This window comes from Streptomyces sp. NPDC001315 (assembly GCF_042896175.1).
GTDB lineage: Bacteria > Actinomycetota > Actinomycetes > Streptomycetales > Streptomycetaceae > Streptomyces.
On the sequence record NZ_JBIAWZ010000001.1, the window covers coordinates 40,656 to 64,798 of the forward strand.

Annotated in this window: 20 protein-coding genes; 11 read left to right on the top strand and 9 right to left on the bottom strand. The window is 72.4% G+C overall.

Annotated features, from left to right (window positions below):
* Window positions 1-7 precede the first annotated feature (7 nt).
* Genes ACFY16_RS00190 through ACFY16_RS00200 form a run of 3 tightly spaced genes read right to left on the bottom strand, consistent with a single transcriptional unit; the run spans window position 8 to window position 3,155 of the window.
* Entirely contained in the window at window positions 8-871 is an 864-nt protein-coding gene (locus tag ACFY16_RS00190; protein ID WP_390644815.1) for a carbohydrate ABC transporter permease, read from the bottom strand.
* On the bottom strand, window positions 868-1,809 hold the full coding sequence (locus tag ACFY16_RS00195; protein WP_390644816.1) for a carbohydrate ABC transporter permease: 942 nt from the start codon (window positions 1,807-1,809) through the stop codon (window positions 868-870). Before ACFY16_RS00195 ends, ACFY16_RS00190 begins: the two co-directional genes overlap by 4 nt.
* A complete protein-coding gene (locus ACFY16_RS00200; protein WP_390644817.1) occupies window positions 1,806-3,155 on the bottom strand; it encodes an extracellular solute-binding protein in 1,350 nt (449 codons plus the stop codon). The genes ACFY16_RS00195 and ACFY16_RS00200 overlap by 4 nt, the downstream gene beginning before the upstream one ends.
* 388 nt (window positions 3,156-3,543) lie before the next feature.
* Here ACFY16_RS00200 and ACFY16_RS00205 point away from each other — a divergent pair, with 388 nt between their 5' ends.
* From ACFY16_RS00205 to ACFY16_RS00225, 5 genes are read left to right on the top strand one after another with little or no spacing between them, the layout of a single operon-like run.
* The gene (locus ACFY16_RS00205) at window positions 3,544-4,800 is read left to right on the top strand and encodes a DUF6545 domain-containing protein (protein WP_390644818.1); all 1,257 of its coding nucleotides are present in this window, start codon (window positions 3,544-3,546) and stop codon (window positions 4,798-4,800) included.
* 33 nt (window positions 4,801-4,833) lie between these two features.
* Window positions 4,834-5,358: a toxin gene (locus ACFY16_RS00210; protein WP_390644819.1), complete on the top strand. Its 525-nt coding sequence runs from the start codon at window positions 4,834-4,836 to the stop codon at window positions 5,356-5,358.
* Window positions 5,355-6,539, top strand: coding sequence for an MAB_1171c family putative transporter (locus ACFY16_RS00215; protein ID WP_390644820.1), 1,185 nt, complete (start codon window positions 5,355-5,357; stop codon window positions 6,537-6,539). The genes ACFY16_RS00210 and ACFY16_RS00215 overlap by 4 nt, the downstream gene beginning before the upstream one ends.
* Entirely contained in the window at window positions 6,536-7,747 is a 1,212-nt protein-coding gene (locus ACFY16_RS00220) for an MAB_1171c family putative transporter (RefSeq protein ID WP_390644821.1), read from the top strand. Before ACFY16_RS00215 ends, ACFY16_RS00220 begins: the two co-directional genes overlap by 4 nt.
* Entirely contained in the window at window positions 7,744-9,135 is a 1,392-nt protein-coding gene (locus ACFY16_RS00225; RefSeq protein ID WP_390644822.1) for an FAD-dependent monooxygenase, read from the top strand. Before ACFY16_RS00220 ends, ACFY16_RS00225 begins: the two co-directional genes overlap by 4 nt.
* A gap of 90 nt (window positions 9,136-9,225) precedes the next feature.
* Here ACFY16_RS00225 and ACFY16_RS00230 read toward each other — a convergent pair whose 3' ends face one another.
* Window positions 9,226-10,071 (bottom strand): SMP-30/gluconolactonase/LRE family protein, encoded by an 846-nt coding sequence (locus ACFY16_RS00230; RefSeq protein ID WP_390644823.1) that lies wholly within the window; start codon window positions 10,069-10,071, stop codon window positions 9,226-9,228.
* Window positions 10,068-10,841 carry an IclR family transcriptional regulator gene (locus tag ACFY16_RS00235; protein WP_390644824.1) on the bottom strand — a complete coding sequence of 258 codons (774 nt, stop codon included), beginning with the start codon at window positions 10,839-10,841 and terminating at the stop codon, window positions 10,068-10,070. The genes ACFY16_RS00230 and ACFY16_RS00235 overlap by 4 nt, the downstream gene beginning before the upstream one ends.
* Window positions 10,842-11,007: 166 nt before the next feature.
* Between ACFY16_RS00235 and ACFY16_RS00240 the strand changes: the two genes are divergently transcribed.
* The gene (locus ACFY16_RS00240; RefSeq protein ID WP_390644825.1) at window positions 11,008-11,625 is read left to right on the top strand and encodes a hypothetical protein; all 618 of its coding nucleotides are present in this window, start codon (window positions 11,008-11,010) and stop codon (window positions 11,623-11,625) included.
* Here the strand turns inward: ACFY16_RS00240 and ACFY16_RS00245 are convergent, their stop codons facing one another.
* A complete protein-coding gene (locus tag ACFY16_RS00245; RefSeq protein WP_390644826.1) occupies window positions 11,626-12,507 on the bottom strand; it encodes a RimK family alpha-L-glutamate ligase in 882 nt (293 codons plus the stop codon). It abuts the gene before it with no gap.
* A 153-nt stretch (window positions 12,508-12,660) separates the two neighbouring features.
* Here ACFY16_RS00245 and ACFY16_RS00250 point away from each other — a divergent pair, with 153 nt between their 5' ends.
* The 3 genes from ACFY16_RS00250 (at window position 12,661) to ACFY16_RS00260 (ending at window position 15,939) form a co-directional block, all read left to right on the top strand.
* Complete coding sequence (locus ACFY16_RS00250; RefSeq protein ID WP_390644827.1) at window positions 12,661-13,725, top strand: MerR family transcriptional regulator; 1,065 nt, start codon at window positions 12,661-12,663, stop codon at window positions 13,723-13,725.
* Window positions 13,726-13,745: 20 nt separating this feature from the next.
* Window positions 13,746-14,360 (top strand): O-methyltransferase, encoded by a 615-nt coding sequence (locus ACFY16_RS00255; RefSeq protein WP_390644828.1) that lies wholly within the window; start codon window positions 13,746-13,748, stop codon window positions 14,358-14,360.
* A gap of 136 nt (window positions 14,361-14,496) precedes the next feature.
* Window positions 14,497-15,939: an acyl-CoA synthetase gene (locus ACFY16_RS00260; RefSeq protein ID WP_390644829.1), complete on the top strand. Its 1,443-nt coding sequence runs from the start codon at window positions 14,497-14,499 to the stop codon at window positions 15,937-15,939.
* Between the two features lie 106 nt (window positions 15,940-16,045).
* Here ACFY16_RS00260 and ACFY16_RS00265 read toward each other — a convergent pair whose 3' ends face one another.
* Window positions 16,046-19,672: a S8 family serine peptidase gene (locus tag ACFY16_RS00265; protein WP_390644830.1), complete on the bottom strand. Its 3,627-nt coding sequence runs from the start codon at window positions 19,670-19,672 to the stop codon at window positions 16,046-16,048.
* 321 nt (window positions 19,673-19,993) lie between these two features.
* Here ACFY16_RS00265 and ACFY16_RS00270 point away from each other — a divergent pair, with 321 nt between their 5' ends.
* Window positions 19,994-21,031: a rod shape-determining protein gene (locus ACFY16_RS00270; protein ID WP_390644831.1), complete on the top strand. Its 1,038-nt coding sequence runs from the start codon at window positions 19,994-19,996 to the stop codon at window positions 21,029-21,031.
* A gap of 20 nt (window positions 21,032-21,051) precedes the next feature.
* Window positions 21,052-22,485 (top strand): GAF domain-containing protein, encoded by a 1,434-nt coding sequence (locus ACFY16_RS00275; RefSeq protein ID WP_390644832.1) that lies wholly within the window; start codon window positions 21,052-21,054, stop codon window positions 22,483-22,485.
* A 137-nt stretch (window positions 22,486-22,622) separates the two neighbouring features.
* Here ACFY16_RS00275 and ACFY16_RS00280 read toward each other — a convergent pair whose 3' ends face one another.
* Window positions 22,623-23,591 carry an anti-sigma factor RsbA family regulatory protein gene (locus tag ACFY16_RS00280; protein ID WP_390644833.1) on the bottom strand — a complete coding sequence of 323 codons (969 nt, stop codon included), beginning with the start codon at window positions 23,589-23,591 and terminating at the stop codon, window positions 22,623-22,625.
* On the bottom strand, window positions 23,588-23,923 hold the full coding sequence (locus tag ACFY16_RS00285) for an STAS domain-containing protein (RefSeq protein WP_390644834.1): 336 nt from the start codon (window positions 23,921-23,923) through the stop codon (window positions 23,588-23,590). Before ACFY16_RS00285 ends, ACFY16_RS00280 begins: the two co-directional genes overlap by 4 nt.
* Between the last annotated feature and the right edge of the window lie 220 nt (window positions 23,924-24,143).

The window sequence follows — 24,143 nt, forward strand, 5'->3', positions numbered from 1 at the left end:
TCGCAGGTTACTGGCCGGCGAGGCCGGTGTGTGCCACACCCGCCACGATCTGACGCTGGAAGAAGACGAAGACGACGATCAGCGGCAGGCCCGCCATCAGGCCGCCGGCCATGAGCTGGGCCCACTGGATGCCGTAGGAGTTCATGACGGTCGCGATGCCGTTCGGCATGGTCATCAGATCGGGGTTGTTGGTCACCATGTACGGCCACAGGAAGTTGTTCCACGACGCGATGAAGGTGAAGATGCCGACCGCGGCGAGGGAGGGACGGGCGAGCGGCACGACGATCGTGAAGAAGACGCGCCAGCGGCCCGCGCCGTCGATGAACGCCGCCTCCTCCAGCTCCTTGGGGATGCCCTGGAAGAACTTGTAGAGGATGTAGACCATCGCGGCGGGCGCGCACTGCGGCAGGATCATGCCCCAGTAGGTGTCGACCATCCCCATCTGCTGGACCGTGGTGAAGAGGGGGACGCCGAGGACGGCCGGGGAGACCATGAGCCCGGACATGACGACGCCCATCAGGACGCCCTTGCCGCGGAACTCCGTGCGCGCGAACCCGTATCCGGCGAGTGCGCTCACCGCCAGCACGATCGTGGTCACACAGACCGAGACGACAAGGGAGTTGACGAACCAGTTGGTGATGTTGCCGGTGTCGAAGAGCGCCTTCCACGCCTGGCCGGTCCAGGCCTTGGGCACCCAGTGCGGCGGGATCTCGGCCGCCTCGGCCTCGGACTTGAGCGAGGTGAACAGGGCGGCGACGATCGGCGCGACGAAGACGGCGGAGACGGCGACGCCGAGCAGCGTGAGGACGATCTGGCTGGGCGACCAGGGCTTGCGGGACTTGGTGCGTACGGTCGTCGTGGCGGTGGTCATCGGCCGCCCTCCTCACGGTTGCGCAGCAGCCACATCCGCGCCAGGGCGACGACTGCGATGATCACGAAGAAGATGATGGACATCGCGGAGGCGTAGCCCACGCGGTAGCTGGTGAAGCCCTGTTCGAGGGTGTACTGCACGAACGACCTGGTGCTGAGCTCCGGTCCCGGTCCGAAGTCCATCATCACGACGGCCTGGTCGAACAGTTGCAGCGAGGCGAGGACCTGGAGTGCGATCACCAGGCCGGTGATGTTGCGCAGCATCGGCAGGGTGATGTGGAGCATGCGGTGCCAGGCGTTCGCCCCGTCGAGCTTGGCGGCCTCGTAGAGATGGCCGGGGATGCCCTGGAGAGCGGCGAGGTAGAGCAGGAAGGAGAAGCCGACCGTCCACCACAGCGTCTCGATGACGATGGCGAGCATGGCGTACGACTTGTCGGTCAGCCAGGGCGTGTCGATCCCGAAGGTCTGGTTGAACTGGCCGATGCCCTGGGTGAACAGCCACTGCCACATGTTGCCCGCGACCGTCGACGGCAGCAGGAACGGCGCGAAGAAGCACAGCCGCCACAGCCACTTACCGCGCTCGATGTGGTGCGCGAGCATCGCGAGCAGGAACGCGAGGACGGTGAGGCAGGGCACGACGAGCAGCGTGAAGTACGCGCTGTGGCCGAGCGCGTCCCACATCATCGAGTCGTGCAGGGCCTCGCGGTAGTTGTCGAGGCCGACGAAGCTCGCGCCGTCGCCGGAGATGTTGGCGTCGGTGAAGCTGAGGTAGACGCCGCGCAGCAGCGGCCAGATCACGAACAGGACGAAGAGCAGCAGGAACGGGGCGATGAACCAGCCCCCGTGCTGGAAGCCCTGCTTGCGGCGGACGGTGGCGCTGTCCGCGGCGGTCCTCGCCCGCGCCGGGGCGAGGACGGTCTGAGCACTGGTCGTCGTCATGCGACCGCACCTCCCTGCGCGGCGGTCTTGCCGTCCATCGGGTTCTTCGAGGCGAGGAGCGTGGTGAGGTGGGCCTTCATCTTCCGCGCGGCGGCGTCCGGCTTGGCGGAGCCCATCGTCGAGGAGACGACGATCGGGCCGAGGTCCTGGGCGAGCACACCGGTGGAGCCCGCGAACCACACCTTCGGCTCGTTGGCCTGGTGGTCCATGGCGCTCACGTACTCGTGCTGCGGGGTGAGCTTCTCGTACGCGGCCGTGGACAGGGTCGGCGTGTACGCGGGGATGTGGCCGCCGGCCGCCCACTGCAGGGCGTGCTTGACGACGTAGGCGGCGAGTTGGTGCGCGCCTTCGTTGGAGGCACCGCCGCGGCCGGCCTGGTGCGGCAGGACGAAGGAGTGCGACTCGGCGTGCGTGGCCTGCTTGCCGAAGACGGGCGGCAGCGGGGTCGCCCCGTAGTCCAGCTTGGCGCCGGAGAAGACCGGCACGGACCAGTTGCCCTCCCAGGTGAAGGGGGCGCCGTTGATGAACTGCTCGCCGGTGGGGGCACCCGGGATGACATACCCGTCGGTGACGTGCTGCCGGAGGAACTCCAGGACCTGGGTGGCCTTGTCGACGTCGAAGAGCACCTCGGTGTTCGCGTCGTTGAACCAGGCGCCGGCGAGCTGCGTGTAGAAGGCGACGAAGAACCACCACTGGAAGTTCTGGTCGTTGGTCCACAGGCCGATGGTCTGCAGGCCCTCCTTCTGGACCTGCTTCGCCTTCTTCAGCACGTCGAACCACTCACCGGTCGACGTGACCGGGACGATGTTGCCGTCGTCGCCGAGCAGATCCGCCTTCTTCAGCACGTCCTTGCGGTAGAAGCAGAGCTGGACGTGGATGTCGAGCGGAAGGGCGTAGAGCTTGCCGTCGATGACGGCGCGCTTCCACAGCTTGGGGTTGAAGTCCTGCTCCCGTACGCCGTACTTGGCGAGCAGGTCGACGTCCCAGGCGTCCAGGAGGCGGCCGGGTGCGAAGCCGGTGACCCGGCCCAGGTGCATCACGCCGAGGTCGGGCGCGCGGTTGCCTGCGGCCGCCATGGCGAGCTTGGTGTAGAAGGGGTTGCCCCACTGGAGGGTCGAGTCCTTCACATCGATGCCGGGGTTCGCCTTACGGAAGGCGTCCAGCATCGCGATCATGTTGGAGCCGTCGCCGCCGCTGAAGAGGTTCCAGTAGCGGACTCGGGTGCTCGCGCTGGAGGCCAGCGCGTCCGCTCCGGTGCCCAGCGCGGCGAACCCGAAGCTGCCCGCGACCGTCAAGCCGCCGAGCCCGCCGAGAAGTTGCCTGCGACTCAGGCCAGGTCGTCCCATGCCCTGCCCTTACTGTTCGATATACCGACGTGCGCTCGTAACTTCGAACGGGACCGTAAAATCGAAGCGCGTGCGCGTCAATGGTTTGGACAGAGTTCTCAGGCGAGTTTCGGCGCGCCTTCGAAAGACGGCGGTCGTGCCCGGTTGAACAGCGGTCGCTCACGGTTGGACAACGGTCGCTCCAGGTTGGACAACGGTCGCCGGATCGCATGACGCGGACAGTTGCGGCCGCGTAACCTCGAACAGCCTGCTGTGCAGGGCTGCGACGGCGAGGGAGAGCGATGAACATCGCGGGCGCGCGACGGAGGGCGGCCGGGATCGCCGCGTCCCGGCTCGTGACCGCGCGACACTCGCGCACCGGCGACGGCGGAAACGGGGGAGCCGCCCGGTGAGGCACGCGCAACTGGCGCTGGACGTCACCGGATTCCTCAGCGCGTTCTACACGTCCTTCTGGTGGATACCGGCCGGGGTCCTGGCCGCCGCCCTGGCGATCAAACTGCCCACCATCATCCGGCTCTGGAAGGACCCACTGCTGCGCGCGGTCGGCGGCCTGCTGCTGCTCGCCTGCTCGGTGTTCGTGTTCGTCGCGCCGTCCACCATCGCCTGGGTCAACCGGATCACGGGCGTACCGAACATCTCCGCGCCCTGGGTGTACTCGCTGCTCACCGCGTTCTGCGGGTCCTGTCTGCTGCTGATCATCGCCTGGCGCAACGGCCTGTCCGACCGCTCGGCCGCGACCCGGCGCGCCATGCGCTGGGTGATCTGCGTGTACTCGGGCGTGATCGTGGCGCTGTGGGTGCTGTTCGCCCTCGCGAACGCGTCCGTGGAGCGGCTCACCGACCTCGACACCTACTACGCCAACACACCGTTCATGCGCGAGCTGATCCTGCTCTACCTGCTCGCACACGCCGTCGCGGTGCTGATCACGTCCCGGCTGCTGTGGAACTGGGTGCGCACCGACGGCCTCGACGCCTGGCTGCGCTGGGGTCTGACGTTCCTGGGCGCCGGCTACGGACTGAACCTCATCTTCGACGTCGCCAAGCTCACCGCCGTCGTGGCCCGTTGGACCGGGCACGACCTGGACTGGCTGAGCACCGGCGTGGCACCGCCCGTGGCCTGTCTGTCGGCCGTCGCGATCGCGATCGGTTTCATCCTGCCGCACGTCGGCCAGTACCTGCACGACCGCTGGCGGGTGCGGCTCGCCCACCACGAACTACGGCCGCTGTACCTGCTGATGCGCTCCGTCAACGGCGGCGGCGTGCCCTGGCTGCTGCGCGGGACGGCCGAGCTGCGCCTGACCCGCCGCGAGACCTTCATCCGTGACGTGCTGCTGCCGCTGGCCCGGCGCATCGACGCGGACCTGCGCGGGCGGTCGTACGCCGCCGCCCTCGCCCTCGGGTTCCCGCCGGAGCGGGCCAGGGCTTTGGCCGCCGCGGTCGCGATCCTGGACGCCGTCGACGGCACCCGGGACCGCCCGTCCGGGGACGACACCGCCGACGACACGGACACCACGGACCTGCTCCAGGAGATCGGGGCCGTGTCCCGAGCGCTGCGCCGCCCCGACGCCGTCGAGGCGGTGCGTACCCGGGCGGCGGCGCGGGCGGGGGCCGCGGGGCCGTCGCTTCCGGCACCGGAGGTGAGGTAGCTGAAGCGGGGCCTGTCTTGGCATATTTCAACGGTGCGCACGAAGAAGGAGATGCGCCGGCTCGCCGGCACCCTCATCGACCCCATCCGGATCCCGATCCCGGCGGACCCGGAGGCCCTCTTCGACGCGCTCGTGGAGTCCGTCAGCCAGTGGCGGGGCCGCGAGGTCGTGGTCCACCGGCGGGTCTTCCCGCCACACACCGCCAGCGGGCTCTGGCTGGACGGCGAGAACCACGACGACGTCGTCATCGACAAGCGGGCCGCCGCCTGGCACCAGATCGTGATCTTCTGCCACGAGGTGTGGCACATGCACCGGCAGGGCGCGAGCGCCGCGGACGAAGCCCCCGCCGGTGACGGTCCCCGGCTCGTCGCGGCCCGCACCGACTTCAGCCTCGCCGACGAGCAGGAGGCCGATCTCTTCGGCATGCTGATGGGCCGTCGGCTGCGCACCTGGCTGGAGGCGCCGTCCGACTCCGTGTACGCCGCCGACAGCAATGGTGCCCAGGACCTCGCCGGACGCATCGGGGCCGCCCTCAACTACCGCGGGACACGAGGATGAGCGGCCTGATCAACTACGTGAGCGGTGCGATGCTGTGGCTCGGCCTGGTGGTGAAGGCCCCCGACCTGATACGTCACCGGCGCGACCCCTACCTGCGCGCCATCTGCGCGGTACTGGGCCTGGCCGGCGCCTGCTTCTTCCTCGGGGCCCCGCCGACGGTCGGCACGATCAACCACGTCAGCGGCATCCCGAACCTCGCCGCCCCGCTGACGTACGCGTCGATCACCGCGTACAGCGCCGCCGCCCAGATCCTGATCGTCTACTGGCGGGGCGGGCCGCACGTGCACCGGACCACCCGCCGCTGGATCGTGGCGTACGCCTGCGTCCTCGTCGGTATCGCCGGGATGTTCGCGCTCGGGGACGCGCCCGTGGAACGCCGTACCGACCTGGACATCTACTACGCGACGACCCCGTTCATCGCGGAGATGATCGTGCTGTACCTGGCCGGGCATCTGGCCGCGGCCAGCGTGACCATGGTGTCGTCGCTGAGCTGGGCCCGCCAGGTGCGCGGCTGGCTGCGCGCGGGCCTGGTGACCCTGGGCATCGGCACGCTGTGCAACGCCGGTTACAGCGTGAGCAAGCTCGCCGCCGTCGTCGCGCGCTGGTGCGGGCGGGACTGGTCGGTGCTGGGTACCACCGTCTCGACGGCCGCCGCAGGACTGGGCGCGCTGATGACGGTCACCGGCACCCTGATCCCGCTGATCGGGCCCCGGCTGACGCGGTGGCGGGACTCCCGGCGGACGTACACGCGGCTCGAACCGCTGGAGCGGGAACTCGACGGCGTCCTCACCCGCCGCGCGCTGCGGCTGCCCCGGCCACGCTGGTCCTCCCCCACCACCCGGCTGGTCTGGCGCCGGACCAGCATCCACAACGCGCTGGGCCACCTGGACGCGTTCTTCGACCGGGGCCTGTACGAACGTACCCGCGAGGCGGCGCTGGCGGACACCGGCGGCGATCCGGAGCGGGCCGACGCCGTCGCCTGGGCCGCGGTCATCGCGGTGGCCGCGCGGGAGGAACCGTACCGGGAGACACCCCTCGCGGGGGCCGCCGGCACCGACTGGGTCGAGGACCGGACGCCCGGTGCGGACGCGCTCGCGCGCATCGCCGACGCGCTGGTCTCCTCGCCGCTCGTCGCGGCCGCCCGACTCCGCAGCGGTACGACCACGACGGGCACCGCATGAGTCTCGTCGTCTACGTCGCCGCCGTCGTCCTCGGGCTGTCCGGTGCCGTGCTGTTCCGCCGGCCGCGGGCCGGCGTACGGGCCGTACGCAACCCGCTGACCGTGTCGACCTGCGCGGCCATCGCCCTCGGCACGCTCGTCTTCGTCTGCTCGGCCCCGCTGACCCTGGCCGCCGTCAACGACCTCACGGGCGTCCCGAACTTCGGCGCCCCGCTGACCTACGGGATGCTCTCCGCGTACAGCTGCTCCCTGTTCATCCTGCTGATCAACTGGCGGGGCGGGTCCCGTGAGCGGATCCGGCGCATGGTGCTGTGCGGCATCGGCGCCTACGGGGCGCTGATCGTCGCCATCGTCGTGCTCTTCACGCTCGCGGACGCGCGCACCGAGCGGCTCACCGACCTCGACACGTACTACGCCAACACGCCGTACATGCGCGAGATGATCGTGCTCTACCTGGCCGGGCACAGCGTCGCCACCATCGGGCTGTGTGCGGTGGGCGTCAAGTGGGGGCGGGAGGTCACCGGGTTGCTGCGGACCGGGCTTCGGCTGATCCTCATCGGGTCGCTGCTGGACGTGGTGGGCTTCCAACTGACGAAGTACACGGCCGTCGTGGCGCGTTGGTCGGGCCACGACCTCGACTTCCTGTCCACCAGCGTCGCGCCGCAGATGGCCTCCCTCGGCGCGCTGATCTGTTCCGTGGGGTTCGTGCTGCCCCGGCTGCTGCCCTCGGTCGCCGCGCACTGGCACAGCCTGCGCGACCTGCGGACGCTCGGGCCGCTGTGGTCGGCGCTGCGGTTCGCGTCCACCGCTCCCCCGGCGCCCGGCTCCTGGTGGCGGCTGCCGCGGGAGCGGTTGCAGTGGCGCGAGGTCGCCATCCACGACGCGCTGCTGGCGCTGGCCCCCTACTTCGACGACCGGGTCCGGGAGCGGGCGCTCGACAGCGCGCTGCGCGCGGGCCGTTCCCCGGACCGGGCGCGGGTCGTGGCGGAGGCGGCCATGCTCGCCTCGGCCGCGCGCCATGCCGCCGCGCGGGCGCGGCCGCTCGACGCGCCGAGCGGGTACCGGCTGCACGCCACGAAGGTCTCCACGACGAACGGGCTGGCCGAACTGGTGGAACTGGCCCAGGAGTTCACGGAATCATTTCGCGTCGGCGCCGCACGTGAAGATACGGTGACCGCCACCCCCGACCAAACCCAAGGAGCCCCATGACGCGTAGAGCTGTCGTCATCGGTGCCGGCCTGGCCGGCATGCTGGCCGCGGCCGCGCTGTCCCCCAGCGCGGACGAAGTGATCGTTCTGGACCGCGACGAGCTGCCCGACGGGCCGGACCACCGCAAGGGCCTCCCGCAGGGGCGTCACGCCCATGTCCTCATGGCCGGCGGCCTGTCCGCGATGGAGGACATCGTGCCGGGCGTGAGCATGCGCAAGCAGCTGCTCGCCGCGGGCGCCCACGAACTCTCCCTCGGCCGCGACATGGTGGCGCTGACATCCGAGGGCTGGTTCCGGCGCTGGCGCCACGAGGGGCCCCGGATACTCGCGTGCAGCCGGGCGCTTCTCGACTGGTCGGTGCGGGTCGCGGTGCTGGCGAACACACGGGTCGAGATCCGCCGGGGTCAGGTCGTGGACCTGCTGGGCGACGCGGGCCGCGTGACCGGCGTACGGGTCTCGACCACCGATGCCGGCGAGTCGGAACTCGCCGCCGACCTCGTCGTCGACGCCAGTGGCCGGGGGTCGCGGGTGGTGCGGTGGCTGGGCGGACTGGGCGTGACCGGCGTCCGTGAGCGGACCGTCGACACGGGCCTCGTCAACGCCACACGCGTGTACCGCGCCCCGGAGGGCGCCGAGCGCTTCCCCATGACGGTCCTGCAGGCCGACCCGTACGTGTCCCGGCCGGGCCGCAGCGGGATGATCCTGCCGATCGAGGGCGGCCGCTGGATGGTCAGCCTCGGTGGCACCCGCGGCGGCGAACCGCCCGCCGACCCGGACGGCTTCCTGCGCTACGCGCTGGACCTGCCCCACCCCATGGTCGGCAAGCTGATCTCCGGCGCCGAACCCCTCACCGACGTGCACCTCAGCCGCAGCACCCGCAACGACCGGCGGTACCTGGAGAAGGTCCGCGACTGGCCCGAGGGCCTGGTCGTCCTCGGCGACGCGCTGGCCACGTTCAACCCGGCGTACGGGCAGGGCATGACGGTGGCGGCACTCGGCGCGCAGGTGCTCCGCCGGGAGCTGGAGGGCACGGGCCTCACCGCTCCCGGCCTGGCCCGCCGGGTGCAGCGCGGGGCCGCCCGTCCGGTCGACGCGGCCTGGGCGGCGGCCGTCGGCCAGGACGTCTGGTACCCGGAAACCCGCGGCGCCCGGCCCACCGCCGCCGACCGCCTCGTCACCCGCTTCAGCCGCCGCCTGACCCTGGCGTCGACCGGCTCCTACGGCGCGGCGGCGGCCCTGTGGGACGTGACGAGCCTGCTGACGGGCCCGGCCCGCCTGCTCCACCCCGCGACCCTCCTGGCAGTGCTCAACGGCCCACTGCTGCCGCCGCTGGCGGGGCCTCCGTTGACGAGGGAGGAGTGGCGGTTGGTGGGGGCTACCTCCGGCTGAGTGGACGGGGCGTGCGACGCCGGGAACGGCGCGGGCATACGGCGGGCCGGGGCTCGGGGACATCGCCTCGTCCCCGGCCCCGAGCAGGACTCAGCCCGCGAACGCCCGCTGCGGCAGTCCCTTCCCCGCCCCCGGCACCACCAGCAGCGAGCCCGCCAGGGCGGACGGTGCCGAGAGCCCCGTACGGGCTGTCGTGATGTACAGGTCGGTCAGGTCCGGGCCGCCGAAGGTGCAGGCGGTCGTGCGGGGGGTGGGCAGGTCGATCACCCGGTCCAGATCGCCGGACGGGGTGTAGCGGCGTACCGCTCCGCCGTCCCACAACGCCACCCAGACGCAGCCGTCGGCGTCGACCGTGAGGCCGTCGGGGTAGCCGGCACCGTCCTCGATCTCCGTCAACGGGCGGCGGTTCGTGACGCGGCCGTTGTCGTGGTCGAAGACGTCGACGCGGCGGGTCGGTGAGTCGATGTAGTACATCAGGCGGCCGTCGGGGCTCCAGCCCGTGCCGTTGCTCACCGTCACGTCGTCGAGGATCACCTCGGCCTCGCCGTCGCCGGTGACGCGGGAGAGGGTGCCGCCGCCCAGGGCCTCGTCGTAGCGCATCGTGCCGGCCCAGAGGGAGCCGTCGGGGGCGACGGCGGCTTCGTTCGCGCGGCGGCCCGGGACGGGGGCGTGGTGCAGCCAGCTGAAGGAGTCGTCCGGGTCGAGGAGGGCGACTCCGTCGCGGAGGTTCAGGACCAGGCCGCCGCCCTCGCGGAGTTTCACCGCGCCCACGTGCTGTTCCGTCGTGCGGACCGTACGGCGGCCGGAGGCGGGGTCGTAGGTGTGGATGCGTGAGCCCAGGATGTCCAGCCAGATCAGACGACCGGTCGCCGCGTCCCACGTCGGGCCCTCGCCGAGCGTCGCCTCCGCCAGTACCGCCACCTCGTACGCCGTCATGCCACGCTCCGGTAGCCCAGGCTCTCCGACAGATCGAGGGCGCCCTTGGCGGCGAGCTGCTCCAGCTCGGCGCGGCGCTCGTCGCTCCAGCGGATCATCGGCACGGAGATGGAGAGCGCGGCCACCACCCTGCCCGTGCGGTCACGGACCGGCGCGGCCACGCAGCTCACGTCCGGGTTGGACTCGCGGCTCTCCACGGCGACGCCGCGCTGCCGGATCTCCGTCAGGGCCTCACGCAGGGCGGCCGGCGAGGTGATGCTGTTCGGAGTCATCGCGATCAGGTCGGCGTCGTCCGGGATGCGCGAGGTGAGCTCCGGCTCGGGGAGCGAGGCCAGCAGCATCTTGCCGACCGAGGTGCAGTGGGCGGGCAGACGACGGCCGGCGGCGGACACCATACGCACGGCGTGCGTGGAGTCGACCTTGGCGATGTAGATGACGTCGGTGCCTTCGAGGATCGCCACGTGCACGGTCTCGTCGCAGGTCTCGGCGACGGTCCGGGCGACCTGCTGGCCCTCGGCCGCGAGGTCGAGCTGCTCAGCGTATCGGCTGCCGAGCTGGTACGGACGTACGCCGAGCCGGTAGCGTCCGGGCTGACCGGGCACCGGCACGATGTACTGGCGGGCGGCGAGCGTGGTGACCAGCTCGTGCACGGTGGTGCGCGGCAGCTGGAGCCGGCGCACGATGTCGGGGGCGGAGAGCGTACCGTCCCCGTCGAGGAAGAGCTCGAGAATGTCGAGAGCTCGGGTCACGGCAGGTACGAGGCGTCCCACGACCGATTCCCTCCCTGTGTTCGAAATTTCAACTGACGATCGGCATGACGAACACAGGCTGTCATAGTGGGGATCCTCGGGCAATGGTCGTGAAGCGGCCGACTCCCCCGGCACCCGCGCCGCCTCCCCGGCCGTACGGCCCCTGGAGTGCGCGCGGTGGGCGACGATGGTTGCCATGCCGTCCCCGAAACACCCCGCCGGCCCCTTCACTCCTCAGGACTTCCAGCTGGTGCTCCTGCGCCGCATGGCCGACCACAACCCCGACCTGGTGGACGACGCCCGCCGCCGGCTGGGCGCCTCCCTCGCCGACATGCGGGAGGCCAACAAGCGCTGGCAGGCCATGCTCCGCTCACCGAGGGCCCGTTCCGCCGCCTCCCGGTACCGCTCGGTCCTCGGCGCACCCGAGTCCGTCACCCCCCGCCGGATCGGCGAGCTCGACTGCGAGGCCCGGCAGTGGCCCCTCCCCCTCTGGCCCGACCTGCGCTTCGAGGTCCTCGTCGGCCCGAACGAGGCGGTGTGGAACGAGTGGCTGGTCCGTGCGCCGGGTGCCCCGGGCCCTGAGCTGCGTACGGTGGACGACCTCCGCCCGTGGTCCTGCACGGTCGACGAGGCCGCCCGCGCCTTCGCCCCGGCCCGCCCCCTGGAGGGCACGGCTCCCACGCGGTGGGGGCTGGCGTTCGAGGCGCCCGACGGGGAAGGGGTGCGGCACCAGGTCGTCGCCGAGTTCACCTGGGGCCTGCTTCAGCGGACGGCGGTCAGCGGCCAGGACAGGTCCGGTCAGTGACTAGGACAGGCCCTGAGCGGCGGCTTTCAGGATGGCCTCCGCGACAGCGTCCACGGACCCCGGGTGCAGGAACAGGAACAGATTCGGCTCGACCAGTTCCAGCTCCATCACCCTGGGCTGCCCGTCCTCCCCGTCCACGAGGTCCACGCGCGCGTACAGCAGCTCCGGCGCGTCCGGTACCGCGGCCAGGGCGTGTTCGGCGACGGCGAGTTCCGCCGGGGTCGGCGTCCACGGCTCGAGGTCCGGGTGCGCCACCTTGTCCGCGTCGTAGGCCGTGCCGGGCGACAGCACCGCTCGCTTGCGGCTGGCGTGCAGGAAGCGGCCGCCGAAGTACTGCAGCGCCCGTTCACCGCTGACGTCGATGCCGGTGACGTAGGGCTGCACCATGGCGGTGAGGCCCTCGTCGTGCATCCGGGCCAGGTGCCGCAGGGCCGTCTCCCGCTCGTCCGGCGTGTAGCGGGCGGCGAAGCGGGCGCCGGCGCCGGAGGTGGGCTTGACGACGTACTCGTGGTCGTCCGGGAGGCCGGCGGGGTCACCGGGCGCGAGGTAGCTGGTCGGTACGACGGGCACACCGGCCGCCGCGAGATCCCCGATGTACCGCTTGTCCGTGTTCCACCCGATGACCTCGGCGGGGTTCAGCAGCCGCGTGGCCGCGGCGCACTCGCGCACCCACGCCGCGAACTCGGCCGCCCGCCAGCTGTAGTCCCAGGTCGACCGGATGACGACCAGGTCGAACCCGCTCCAGTCGACGTCGGGCTCGTCCCAGGGCACGGCGACGGGCTCCGCCCCGGTCTCCCGCAGCGCCCGCACCAGCACCGGGAGGTCCCTGTCCTTGCTCGGCGCCGGTCCGGGGTCGTAGGTGGCGAGTGCGATGCGGGGCACGGCGGGTTCCCTCCTGGTGGGGCGGCTCGACGCTTCGCAGGCTAACGGGCGGCCCCGCGCACGGGACGACGGGATTGACCTTCACCCTTGGTGAAGCCCCAGCATCGGGGGCGGGAACCGGGAGGGACCGGGCGAGGTGCATAGGGGATGCGCATGGACATGCTGACGATCGGCGCCTTCGCGAAGGCGTGCCGACTGTCACCGAAGGCACTGCGGCTCTACGACGAACTGGAGCTGCTGCGGCCCGCGCGGGTCGACCCCGACACCGGCTACCGCTACTACGCCCGCGAGCAGTTGGAGCAGGCGCGACTGGTGGCGTGGCTGCGGCGGCTGGGCATGCCGCTGGCCGGGATCCGCCAGGTGTGCGCCCTCGCCCCCGCGGCCGCCGCCCGGGAGATCCGCGCCTACTGGGCGCGGGTCGAGGCGGAGACCGCGGTACGGCGGGACCTCGCCGCGTTCCTCGCCGACCACCTCTCGACACCCCACCCACCGCGAAAGGACACCGTCATGCTGGAACTGCGCTACTCCGCCCACTCCGACCCCGGCCGCGTCCGCCCCGCCAACCAGGACACCGCCTACGCGGGCGGTCGGCTGCTCGCCGTCGCCGACGGGTTCGGTCCGGCGGGCGCGCCCGCCAGTAGCGCCGCCGTGGAGGCGCTGAAGACGCTGGACACCGAGGAGGTGCCGGCGGGCAGCGTGCTCAACCTGCTGGAGGACGCGGTGCAGAACGCGACCCGGGCCGTGCACGAGGTGTCGGCGGCCAGGGACGTCGGTACGACCCTCACCGCCATGCTGTGGACCGGTTCCCGGCTCGCCCTCGTGCACATCGGGGACTCGCGCGCCTATTTGCTGCGCGACGGGGAACTGTTCCGGATCACCCACGACCACACCATGGTCCAGTCGATGGTCGACGAGGGCCGGCTGACCGTGCAGGAGGCCACCGTCCACCCCCAGCGCGCCCTGCTCCTCAAGGCCCTGGCGGGCGGCGCGCCCGTCGTGCCGGACCTGCACCTCCAGGACGCGCAGCCCGGCGATCGCTTCCTGCTCTGCTCCGACGGTCTGTCGGGGGTCGTCGCCGACGACCGGATCCGGCAGCTGCTGTCCTCCCTCCCGGACCCCGACGACGCCGTACGGGCCCTGGTGGACGCCGCGAACGACGCCGGCGGCCCGGACAACGTCAGCTGCGTGGTCGCCGATCTGGTGGCCGCGGCGGCCTGACCCACGGCAGGATCGGCACCATGTCGATCTCCGGAACGGACGCCTACGACTCCCACGACCACCTCCCTCCGCTCGTCGAGCGGGCCCTCGCCGCCGCCCGCGCCCACGGCTTCCCCTACTCCTGCCGCCCCGAACAGGGCCGCCTGCTGCACGCGCTGGCGGGCGGCGCGCGCGGCCTCATCGGCGAGACGGGCACGGGGTTCGGGGTCGGGCTGGCCTGGCTCGCCTCGGGCGCGGGCGACGGCGTGCGGCTCGTGAGCGTGGAACGGGACCCCGAGCGCGCCCGCGTCGCCGCCGAGGTGTTCGCCGGCCGGCCCGAGGTGGAGGTCCTCACCGGCGACTGGCAGCGCATCGGCGAGCGGGGGCCGTACGACCTGCTCGTGCTGGACGGCGGCGGGCAGGGGAAGGGAGGCGGCCCTTCGGCGGACGTCGAGCGCCTCCTGACCCCGGGCGGCACGGCCGTCGTCGACGACTTCACCCCGGCAACGACCTGGCCGCCGATGTACGAGGGCCGCCCCGACGCGGCACGCCGCTTCTGGCTGGACCACCCGGCGCTCCGGTCGGTGGAACTACGGCTGGCGCCCGACCTGAGCGCGGTGGTGGGGACCCGGCGGCTGCCGGCTCCGTCGAAGTGAGCGGCGTCAACCGTTCGGGGGCGCCGGACGACGCCGGCGCTGGTGTAGGAACGGAGGTGTTGTTCCCGGCCGTGTCCCCTCACCAGTTCCCTCCCCCGTTTCCCCACCCGTTCCCTCACCACTAGGAGTGCGCCGCGTGACCTCCCTCTTTCCGGCCCTGACGGGCGATCCGGGTGAGCAAGTCGCCCTGCGGTTCGGTGACCGGTCCCTGACGTACCGGGAGCTCGCGGCGGCGGCCGCGGCGGTCGGCGAGCGGATCCGCGGGGCGGGCCGGGTGGCCGTGTGGGCGACTCCCGCCCTGGAGACGGCCGTCGGGGTCGTGGGCGTGCTGCTCGCCGGTGCGGCCGCCGTGCCGCTGAACCCCAAGTCGGGAGAGAAGGAGCTCGGGCACATTCTGTCCGACAGCGCGCCGGCCCTGGTACTGGCCGCCCCGGGCGACGAACTCCCCCCTGCGGTACGTGATTTGGCACGCGTCGACGTCGATGTGCGCGGTGCCGGTGTGCCCGTCGCCGACAAGGTGGACGCCTCCGCCCCCGCCCTGGTCGTCTACACCTCCGGCACCACCGGCCCGCCCAAGGGCGCCGTCATCCCGCGCCGCGCGATCGCCGCGACCCTGGACGCGCTCGCCGACGCCTGGCAGTGGACCGGCGACGACGTGCTGGTGCACGGGCTGCCCCTGTTCCATGTGCACGGGCTGGTGCTGGGCGTCCTGGGCCCGCTGCGGCGGGGCGGCTCGGTCCGGCACCTGGGCCGGTTCGGCACGGAGGGCGTGGCGCGCGAGCTGAACCATGGCGCGACCATGCTGTTCGGGGTGCCGACGATGTACCACCGGATCGCCGAGACGCTGCCCGACGACCCCGAGCTGGTCAAGGCGCTCGCCGGGGCCCGGCTGCTCGTCTCCGGTTCCGCCGCGCTGCCCGTGCACGACCACGAGCGGATCACGGCGGCGACCGGACGGCGGGTGATCGAGCGGTACGGCATGACGGAGACGCTGATGAACACCAGTGTCCGAGCGGACGGGGAGGCGCGGGCGGGGGCGGTCGGCGTGCCGCTGCCCGGTGTGGAGCTACGGCTCGTCGAGGACGACGGGACGCCGATCACCACGTACGACGGCGAGAGCGTCGGCGAGATCCAGGTGCGCGGCCCGAACCTGTTCACCGAGTACCTCAACCGGCCCGACGCTACGAGGGCCGCCTTCACCGCCGACGGCTGGTTCCGCACCGGCGACATGGCGGTGCGCGACCCCGACGGCTATGTCCGGATCGTCGGCCGCAAGGCCACCGACCTGATCAAGAGCGGGGGTTACAAGATCGGGGCGGGCGAGATCGAGAACGCGCTCCTCGAATATCCGGGGGTGCGTGAGGCCGCCGTCACCGGGGAGCCGGACGCGGACCTGGGCGAGCGGATCGTCGCCTGGATCGTGCCGGAGGATGCCGGATCCCCGCCCACCGTCGACGAGTTGGCCGACCATGTGACGGCCCGCCTCGCCCCGCACAAGCGACCGCGTGTGGTCCGCTACCTCGACGTCCTGCCCCGCAACGACATGGGGAAGATCATGAAGCGGGCGCTGCCGTCGTGACCGACCCGGTCAAGGGCCTCACGGTCCGCGAGTAGACGGTCCGGCGCACACGGCGGCGCCGCCTCCCCCTGTCCGGGAGGCGGCGCCGCCTGCTGTGACGCGGGGGCTACTTCACCCCCAGCGCCCGGGTGATCTCCTGCCGCACGGAGCCACCCTGGTCGTCGGTCACGGACGCCCGCAGGGAGACGTGGGCGGCGTCGCGCGGCACCGTCAGCGTCCCCTGCCAGGCGGCGTGGCCGGCGCTGGTGAGCTTCACCGGCTGCCAGGTCGTCCCGTCGTCGTAGGAGGCTTCGAGCGTCCCGCCGCCGAGGGTCCCGGTGTCCGGTGCACCCACCACGTACTCGGCCCCGATCCCGATCGGCACCCGCGTGCCGCCCCTGATGTCGCCCGCGAGGTCGGTGTCGACGTCGAAGGAGAGGTTGATCAGGGGCAGGAAGGTGAACCGGTCCTCGGGAGTGGCCGCCGAACGGAAGGTCCACTCGGCGTGGCCCTTCGTGGCGAGCTTCCAGCGGTCGGCGTCGAGCGTGGTGTCGGTGACGACCTTGTAGGTGTGCTCGTCGGCGGGCGCGTCCCACACATAGGCGCCGGAGCTCTTGCGCCGGTCGACGCGCTCCCCGTCGAGGTAGACCTCGGTGTACTGGCTCATCCCGGTGTCGCTGCTCCACACGTCGCCGAAGCCGGTGTGGTCGGGCCCGGAGTCGCCCCAGCCGGGCGTGTTGAACTGCATCTGGTTCCCGGCGCGCTGCTGGCCCCAGCCGAGACCGGTACCCAGCCACGGGTGCCAGACCGGCTTGAACCAGTCGAGGTCCCGGTGGGAGCCGCCCTTGTAGGTGACGAGCCCGCCGCGTTCCTCCAGCGCGCCGTCGGCGGTCTGCACGGACTCGTGCCACTGCTGGCCGGGACCGGTGGAGACGTAGTCCGTGCGCTCGGCCGGGTAGTCGATCCGCTGCAGGAAACCGATACCGATGGGGAAGGTGTCGGTGATGGAGTAGCGGAACTCCCCGCCACTGACCGGCTGTGTGGCGTGGAACTTCGCGTCCACGGTGGCGAGTTCACCGTCGCTCGGCCGGTAGGTCAGGTCCGCGTTCGGGATCGCGCCCCGGTGACCGTCCGAAAGGTCGTACACGTAGGGCGTGTTGCGGGTGCCGGTCATGTCGACCTTGCCCGCGGCACGCAGTCGGGCCGCGTCGGCGGCGTTGACGGTGGCGATCTGGATCGTCCGGTCGCTGCCGTCGTCCGCTCCCCACCAGGCGTTCAGCCGCCCGGCCACGTCGTCTGTGACGAACAGCGCCTTGGCGCCGGCGTCCTGGGCGGCCTGGGCGAGTGCGACCGGATCGGCGTCGGCGGCGAGCCTGGCGAGAACCGCCTTGCCCTGGACGCCGGTGAAGGGTCCGTCCCCGACGTCGACCAGGGGGAGCTTGGTGCGGCCCTCGATGAGGGTGGCGCCCGGCTGGAAGACCGCCTCGTCGACGCCCCTGACGTCCAGCGTCGGCTTGCCGAGCCGCCACACGGTGCGGTACTCGAAGTCGCCCTGCGTGACCTTGTCGGTGGGCGTGGCGAAGACGCTGTCGTACTTCACGGGCACCTGGGCCGCGCCGAACAGGTCGGAGCCGTTCCCGCTGCGGTCGTACTCCATGAGCAGGTGCCGGGTCTCGGTCCGCCGGCCGACGTCGGCCTTGATCTCCCGCAACTTCCGGCCGTCGAGGGTTACTTCGCGGTCCTGGTCGAGGATGATCTCGGGTGCCGCGAGGAAGCCGAGGCCGAGGGAGTCGGTGCCGTGGCTGCCGCGCACGTCGAGGAAGGAGTTCAGGCTGTACGTGCCCGGCGTCAGGCGCAGCTTCAGGGTGCCGGAGTCGCCGACGTGGACCGAGGTCGCGTCGACGCCCGCGGCGAGCTGCTGGACGGTGAGGTAGGCGGCGGTGGCGGCCCCGTCACGGTCCTTGACGTGGACGGTGAGTGTGTACCGCTCCTCCTCCTTGACCAGCCCGAACGCGGTGTGCGCGACGGGCGTGCCGTCGGCGTCGGAGGCCACGATCTGCCCGCTGGTGTTGCCCACCGCCGCCTTGGCGCCGTCGCCGGTCACGGTGGTGGACGCGGTGCCGTGCGCGGGCACGGTGAGCGTGGTGTCGGCGAGGGTGGCGACACCGTCGGGGGCGCCCTGCACCGACAGGCTCAACTGCGCGTCGGTGGCGGAGGAGTTGGCGTAGGTGACGGTCCTCGTCACCGGTTTGTCGGCCTCGTACGGCCAGCTGTAGAAGCCGAGGTCGGCGCTGCCGGTGGCGGTGACGTCGGCGGTGATGGCGTCGGGCACGCTCACCCGGCCCGTGCCCAGCTGGTAGGCGGAGGCGTCGAGCCGCTTCGACGTGGACATCAGCGCGTCCTTGAGCTGGGCGCCGGTCCAGTCGGGGTGCTCCTGGGCGAGCAGGGCGGCCACTCCGGCGACGTGGGGCGTCGCCATGGACGTACCGCTCATGGAGGTGTAGTAGCCGCTGCCGCCGACGAGTTGGGAGCGGGCGGCGAGGATGTTGACGCCGGGCGCCGAGATGTCCGGCTTGAGGGCGTTGTCGCCGTAGCGGGGGCCGGCGCTGGTGAAGTAGGCGGCCTCGTCGGCGGAGTCGACCGCGCCGACGGTCAGGGCCGCGTCCGCGGCGCCGGGCGAGCCGATGGAGGAGGGGGTGCCGGTGTTGCCGGCGGCGACGACGAAGAGGGCGCCGGTCTCCTGGGAGAGGGTGTCGACGGCCTGCGCCATCGGATCGGTGCCGTCACTCGGCTCGTCGGAACCGAGGCTCATCGAGACGACCTTGGCGTGCTCGTCCCGCGCGGCCCACTCCATGCCGGCGATGATCTGCGACTCGCTGCCCGTGCCCGAGTCGCTGAGCACCTTGCCGACGACGAGGGTCGCGTCCGGGGCGACGCCCTTCTCCTTGCCGTCGGAGGCGGTCCCGCTGCCGCCGACGGTCGAGGTGACGTGGGTGCCGTGACCGTGGCGGTCGGCGACCTCCTGCCCCTCGATGAAGCTCTTGGTGGCGGTGACCCGGTCCGTGAGATCGGGATGGCCCAGGTCGACACCGGTGTCCAGGACTGCGACGGTGACGCCCTTGCCGGTGAGCCCGGCCGCCCAGGCCTCCTGCGTGCCGATCTGCGCGTTGCTCGCGGCCATGTCGGCGGTGACACGCCCGTCGAGCCAGAGGCCCTTCACGCCGTCCTGCGCGGTGAACGCCTGCCAGAAGCTCCGGCCCTTGTCCGCCTCGACGGCCGCCCCGCGCACGCTGGGCAGCGCCCGCGTCCGCTCGGCGCCCCGCGGGGTCACGGTTCGCGCGCCCTTGTCGTACGTCACGATCAGCGGCAGCTCGTCGGTCTTGTTGTCGGCGAGCCCCTGCTCCATCAGCTCGCTGACGTCGAACAGCCGCTCGTCGAGGGTGCCCGCCCGCAGATAGGGCAACGCCTCGTCCGGTATGACGCTGATCTTTCCGTTGTCCGTCTGGGTCCGGACGGTTCCGGTCGCCCCCTGGGGCCGCTCGACCGTGACCGTCTTCTTTCCGTCGCCCAGGTCGGTCACGGTCACCTTGTCGCCGGTGACGAGGGTGACGGTCCGGGTGGTGGTCGCGGTGCTCGCCGTACTCGCGGTGGCCGGGGCGGTGCTTGTCGCCCCCGCGTCCACCGTGGGAAGCAGAGCGATCACGAGCCCGGCCGACAGGAGGGTCGCCCCACGTCTGACTGGTCCTCTGGTCATCCACGCCTCTCTTCGTCGTGTACTGCGAAGAGTCTCAGGGGGCTTGTGTTGCAGTGGAGTTGACTGGAGCGGGCGGAAACGCGCCCTGGCATGTTCCCGCCAGAAGGATGGGGTCGGCGCGGTGCGGCCCGCTCTCGCTGATGACGTGTCCGGGAGAGTCACCCCTCGGCGCGGCCCGCTCCCGCCGCCCCCGAACCCCCCGTTCGGCGGCGCCCCGCCCGGCCCCCTCCGGAAGGCGCCCGCCGCCCCACCCCCGCACGATGCGAAGGAGGCCCGCCATCCGGCGGCCCCCACGGTCCTGCGCTCTCGGGAGGTCCTGCCATGACCGCCAGTCTGGAGCAGCTGCGCCGCTGCCACTTCGCCGTCGACCTGGGCGCGGCGAGGACGCGGGTGTACGTGAAGGGGGCGGGGCTCGTCGTCGACCAGCCGTCCGTCGCCGCCATGAACACCCGTACGGGCGCGCTGATCGCGGTCGGCGAGTTCGCCGAGAAGATGACCGGCCGCACCCCGCACTACATCCGCGTCGTGCGCCCGGTCTCCGGCGGGACGGTCGTCGACATCGAGATGGCGCAGCGCATGCTGCGGCACCTGCTCGGCGACAAGATCCGCCGCGCTCTGCGCCGCAAACCCCGGCTGCGCGCCGCCGCCTGCACCCCGCACGACGCAGGCCCGCTGGCCCAGCGCGCGACGATCGAGACGCTCGTCGGCCTCGGCGCGCGCCGCGTGGAGCTCGTCGACACGCTCATCGCCGCCGCCGTCGGCTGCGGACTGCCCGTCGCCCGGCCGGAAGCCACCATGATCATGGTGTGCGGCGCGGCCGCCACCCAGGTCGCCGTCCTCTCCCTCGGCTCGATCGTCACCGCCGAGCGGATCCCCGTCGGCGGCGAGGCCGTCGACCACGCGATCGTCCAGCACCTGCGCCACGAGCACGAGCTGATGCTGCCCAGCCAGTCCGTACGGCCCCTCCAGCTCGCCCTGTCCGGCAACGGCCTCACCGCGCACGGACCGGCGTCCACGGAGATCCACGGCCGGGACGTGGCCACGGGACTCGCCCGTTCCGTGCGGGTCGACACCGCTGCCGTCCGCGGCGCGATCCAGACCCCGCTGACCTCCGTACTCGACGGCATCGGCAGGGTGTTGCGGGACTGCCCGCCCGACCTGGTGGCCGACCTCGTCGACCGCGGGATCATGATGGTCGGCGGCTCCGCCCTGCTCCCCGGGCTCGACCAGATGCTGCGGCACGCCACGGGCATGCCGGTGAACATCGCCGAGCGGCCCGACGTGTGCGCCGTGCAGGGCCTGGGCGAGATGCTGGAGGGCAGGATCGAGCCGCTGACTCTGGACCCGCTGGCCGCCTGACCGAGGGTGCGGCAGCCGGCATGACCGACGCCCGGGTACCGGGACTCCCGCCCCTCCTGGACGCCGTCCTCAGCGTCGGCACCGACCTCGAACTGCCCACCACCCTCCAGCACATCGTGGACGCCGCCGCCGAGCTGACCGGCGCCCGCTACGCGGCCGTCAGTACGACCGACCCGGGTCTGGACGGGATCGCGGAGATCCGTACCGCGGCTCCGCCAGGGCAGCCGGGCACGACCGGCACCCTCGAGGTGCCCATCCAGGTCGGCGACGAGGTGTTCGGACGGCTGTACCTCGCCGAGAAGCGCGGCGGCGGCCCGTTCACCGCCGAGGACGAGCAGCTGCTGCACGCCCTCGCCGCCCAGGCCGGCATCGCGATCGGCAACGCCCGCCTGTACGAGACGGCCCGCCTGCGCGAGCGCTGGATCGAGGGCGCGGCGGCGGTGACGACCGCCCTGCTCACCGGCGGGACGGCCGCCGACGCGCTGATGACGGTCGCCGACCGGGCCCGCGTCGTCGCCGACGCCGCCGCCGGCGTCATCCTCCAGCCCACCGCGGAGGGCGGAATGGAGATCGTGACCGCCTCGACGCTCGACGACCCGGGCGGCATCGTCGGTGCCACCATCGAGGCGGGCAGCCCCGTCCTCGTACAACTCCTCGGTGGGGAGCCGGTGTTCATCGACGACTCGGCGACCGATCCGCGGATGACGACCCATGTCCGGCACCGCTTCGGCCCCAGCATGATGCTGCCGCTCCAGTCCGGCGGGCGGCTCATCGGCACCCTCGCCCTCCCCCGCCGGCGCGGCGACCGCCCGTACACCCCCGAGGAACGGCTCCTGGCCATCCAGTTCGCCTCCCAGGCCGCCCTCGCTCTGGTGCTCGCCGACGCCCGGCAGGGCCGGGAGCGCCTCGCGGTCTACGAAGACCGCGACCGAATCGCCCGCGACCTGCACGACCTCGTCGTCCAACGGCTGTTCGCCACCGGCATGATGCTGCAGGCCGCCCGGCGCCGGAGCGAGGTCACGTACGTCGACGAGACCCTGGGCCGGGCCGTGGACGAACTCGAATCGACGATCCAGGAGGTCCGTACGGCGATCTTCGCCCTGCAACAGCCGCCTGCCGACGCCCCGACCACGTTCCGCGGCAGGGTGCTGCGCGAAACGGCGGGCGTGGCCGCCGCGCTCGGCTTCCGGCCGTCCGCCCGCTTCACGGGCGCCGTCGAAAGCCGCATCCCGGACCAGGTCGCCGGTCATCTGCTGACCGCCCTGCGCCGCGCCCTGGCCGCCGCCGCCCGACGGCCGGCCGTCTCCCGCATCGAGGTCGCCGTCGACGCCACGGCGACCCTCCCCGACGGCCGCGACGGCGTACGCCTGACGGTCCACGACGACGGCACGACAGGGGACGACGGCGGTGACGGCGACGGCGGTACGACGGTGACGTGGCAGTCTCCGCTTTGAACGCCGTTCGCTGCCGCCCCCCTGTTCGCCCCCGTTCGCCGCAGTTCACCCCCCGTCCGTCACCGTCCGCCGCCGTCCGCCGCCATCCGCCACCTTCACCGCCTTTGGCAGCGTGCTCTGGCGTTCGCCGACGTCTGTCAGCGCGCGAGGTAGCTGCGGATCGTGGTGCCGTCCTCGTCCGCGTGCACCCGGACCAGGTCGGAGACCAGGTTGACCATCAGCAGTCCGCGGCCGCCTCGCTGGTCGCGAGAGGCGGTGCGGCGCCCGGCGAGCGGGTCCGCCAGCCGGCCCTTGTCGCGGACCTCGCACACCACGTACCCGTCCTCGGCCCACACGCGCACGGCACCCGAACCACCGCCGTGCACCACGCTGTTGGTGGTCAGCTCGGCCGTGACGAGCGCCAGGTCGCCCAACTTGGTGCCGGTGAGCCCGAACCGCGCGCCCTCGGCGGTGACGAGGTGCCGGACCTCGGAGAGCGACCCGGCGTCGAAGGCGACGGGCGGCACCTCCGGTACGGAGCCGAGCGGCTCGTTGTAGCGGGCGACGATGTCCGCCGGGGCGTACGCGTCACTGTCCCGCTTCCCGCCCGCGCCGGAGGGGATGACGACGGGGTGGGTGGCGTGGGCGTCGGCAAGGACCTGGTCGTCGAGGCGGTCGGCGTCGTAGGGACACAGGATCGTCACCTCACGGCCCTGGAAGGCCGCGTTGATGAGCGCCTCGTGCTGGACGCACGCGGGGTACTCCGTCGGGGTGCGGCCGGCCCAGATCGGCTCGCCGATGATCCGCACGCGCCGGCCGGGCGGCTGGGCGTCGGCGAAGGCGCGCAGAACGCCGGGGATGATCCGGCCGGGATTGCGCCCGGCCTCGCGCATGTCCAGGAGGCGCACGGTGTCGGCGTCGGCGCCCAGTTCGGCGCGGATCAGCCGGAGGTTCTCGGCGGGCACCGCCACCGCCACGGGCTCCCCGGCGGCCAGTCCCTCCCGCACGAAGGGGACCGTGCCGGCGAGGTACTCCTGCCGGCCGCGGTAGAAGAGGGCGGGATGGACGAAGGGGTCGACGGGATCGACGGGGGCGACCGAGTCGAAGGGGACGTCGGCTGCACTCATCGCGTCGCCACCTCGATCGCCGGCAGGTCGGGCCAGAACATCTCCAGTACCCGGCTCAGGGCGGGCGGCGGGCGGTGCAGCACGATCCGCCGGCCGTCGGGCAGCCGCTGAGCGGCGGCGGCGAGCGCGCCGACGCCCGCGACGTCGACGAACGTCACGGCGGACAACTCCAGGTAGAACACGTCCTCGCCCTCGCGCACCGCCTGTTCCAGCGCGCGCTCCCAGACCTCACGCGTGGTCAGTCCGACCTCTCCCGCGGCCCGCACGCCCCACCGCCCGGACAGCGGGGACAGCCTCAGCCCGTCGGGCGTCGGCCGGTGCTGAGTACTCACATCCGTCTCCCGGCGCTTCCTCGACACCCCGACCCTACCCGCGCAACCGCGCCTCCGCCGCTGAGTGCCGCCCGCCGGTCGGGGGCAGGCGCATCCACGGCACCAGGTACGCAGGAAGCCGCGACGCCCAGAACGAAGACTGGCGCGACGGAGCAGGACCCGTCGCTCGCGGCGGCCGTGCGGCCGATCGGGGACAAGGTCATGCGGGACAGGGCGACCC